Below are 2095 nucleotides of genomic sequence, written 5' to 3'. Positions count from 1 at the left end.
GAGAAAAGTGGGTTAATTATCTCGAACAATATTCTTTGGAAGTGGAACAGTTAATGAAGTTAACTCGAAATAAACGTGGCTCTTCCGTACTTATTGTGCTAATTTTTTAGGAAAATGCCAAAAAAGTAATGCCCGTATTTCAAAATTTATCAAATTTCTAAATCCAAAACCACACCTTTTTAAGAGCTTTAATTTAGTATTAATTCCCTCTACTATCCCATTAGTTGTTCTTGATTCAAAATACCCCCCAATCTCTCCCAACCATCTTTTGATTGTTTCTACACTCTTTTTATAGTATGGTTGTGCCTTTTTTAACCAATCTGCTAATTCTAATATCCCGTCACCCAAACAATTACTTTTTTCAAACAAAGTATGAAACTCTTCTTTTAAAAGGTGCATACTTCCTACTAACGGCGAAGCATCTTTTACTTGTTTTAAGTTTAATTTTTGTTGGCTAGACAAGTCATTCTCTGCTTTCAACAATGTATATTTATTTCCTTTTAAACTCTCCAATAATTTGGCTCTTTCTTTCGCTTTTAACGATGAGGCTGCCTTTTTTTGCTCGATTCTCGCCTGATTTAATTCCTCATGAATTATTTTGGTCACATGAAATCTATCTACTGTTACATCAGCATTCGGGCAAATTTTTTTGACTAATGATTTATAATTACCCGTCATGTCCATACTTACTTCTTCGATCTGGTTTAAGACTTCTTCTCCCCATTCAAGCATCTTCTTTTCGATGGTCTCCTGTTTTCTATCAGCAGCTAAACCTATTAGTTTATGTGTTGATAAATCGACTAATACAACTATAAAATTTCCTTTTCCTTTTACTAAACTAATTTCATATATGCCTAATTTATGTAACTTTTTTACATCAACAGGTAAGATTTTATTGGCTACAGCTTTTACCATTGACCAAACTTCTTCTTCTGTTAGTTTATTGTTTTTAGCCACGTTATTAATGTCACTATGGACAACTTGTTCAGCAATACTTTGTGCATATCTCTTTGTAAAATTTTTCTTTTTTTCGAGAAACGCTAAACTTTCATTAAAAGGTTTGCGACAATTTTTACACTTGAATCTGCGCCGATTTACTCTCAACATTACTTCTCTATTACCAATTGGTAAATCTCTCACTAGATATCTATAATTTTGATGCAAGTGATGGCTGGATTGACGGCAAACAGGGCAAGAGGCTGTCGTTTTTTGTGATTTTATTACTAATATTAATGTTTCTCCTGTTTGTTTGTAATCTTCTACTACGACACCGGGCAAATTGAGAATACTTGTCATTAACTTGTTCATTATTTATTCGAGAGTCACAATTATCATGCACCTTTAACTAACATTTTAGCACAATAAGTACGGAAGAGCCATAAACGTCGCTTTTATCAACAAGGTATGCGGGCTGCAACCCTGATTCGGTCTATCTCCTAGGCCTCTTTGTCACCCCCCCAGACCACAATCCAAAGATGGTTGTCTAGTTATCGTTCGGGAGGCATCGCAGAATTGTTATATCAAAAACCCCGATCGGTTCGACCTTGAATTATGACAGCAGAAACTGTAGATAGATTATCAAAAGAATTGCTCGACCCCGAAGGATTCAGTAGTTACAAAGAAGTACATCAATGGCTGACAACCTGCTGCGAAGTTCCTGTGGCATATCGGACAGTACATCAATGGACTTGCATATCGTCTTAAAGGAAAATTAAAAGTGCCACGAAGGCGTGAGTGAAAAACAGAAAGCAGGGGCAGTAGAAGAATTAAAAAAAAACTCCTACTTCTCATCAAAGCCAGTCTGACAGAAAGTAAGAGCTTTTTAAAACAGTGGAAAAAACTGCGCTATTGTCGTCAAGATGAAAGCCGGATGGGTTTGCATACAGTTCAAAGAAGAAAGTTAACTGGTTGCGGAGTAAAACCGCAAGTCCAAGTGCTATGGGACTTTACTTATTTGTGGCTTTATGGCGCAGTAGAACCGCTAACTGGAGAAAGCTTTTTTTATGAATTTACTCACTTAGGAATGAAAAATAAATAAGTTGATGACTTATCGGTTATAATGAAAAAAGTGTGAGATTACAATTTTCACTCCTAC

The 2095-nt window shown here is 35.5% G+C and carries 2 protein-coding genes; one reads left to right on the top strand and one right to left on the bottom strand.

What is annotated here, in order from left to right; genetic code table 11:
• Window positions 1-90: 90 nt before the first annotated feature.
• The gene (locus QUB61_RS39065) at window positions 91-1308 is read right to left on the bottom strand and encodes an ISL3 family transposase (RefSeq protein ID WP_333136808.1); all 1218 of its coding nucleotides are present in this window, start codon (window positions 1306-1308) and stop codon (window positions 91-93) included.
• 243 nt (window positions 1309-1551) lie between these two features.
• On the opposite strand from QUB61_RS39065, the gene QUB61_RS39060 reads away from it, so the two are divergent.
• Window positions 1552-1704: a hypothetical protein gene (locus tag QUB61_RS39060; protein WP_333136810.1), complete on the top strand. Its 153-nt coding sequence runs from the start codon at window positions 1552-1554 to the stop codon at window positions 1702-1704.
• The last annotated feature ends 391 nt before the right edge of the window (window positions 1705-2095 follow it).

The organism is Microcoleus sp. C2D2 (assembly GCF_036702495.1).
Lineage (GTDB): Bacteria > Cyanobacteriota > Cyanobacteriia > Cyanobacteriales > Microcoleaceae > Microcoleus.
The sequence above is the reverse complement of the archived record's forward strand: the minus strand, read 5'-3'. Positions and strand labels throughout refer to the sequence as shown.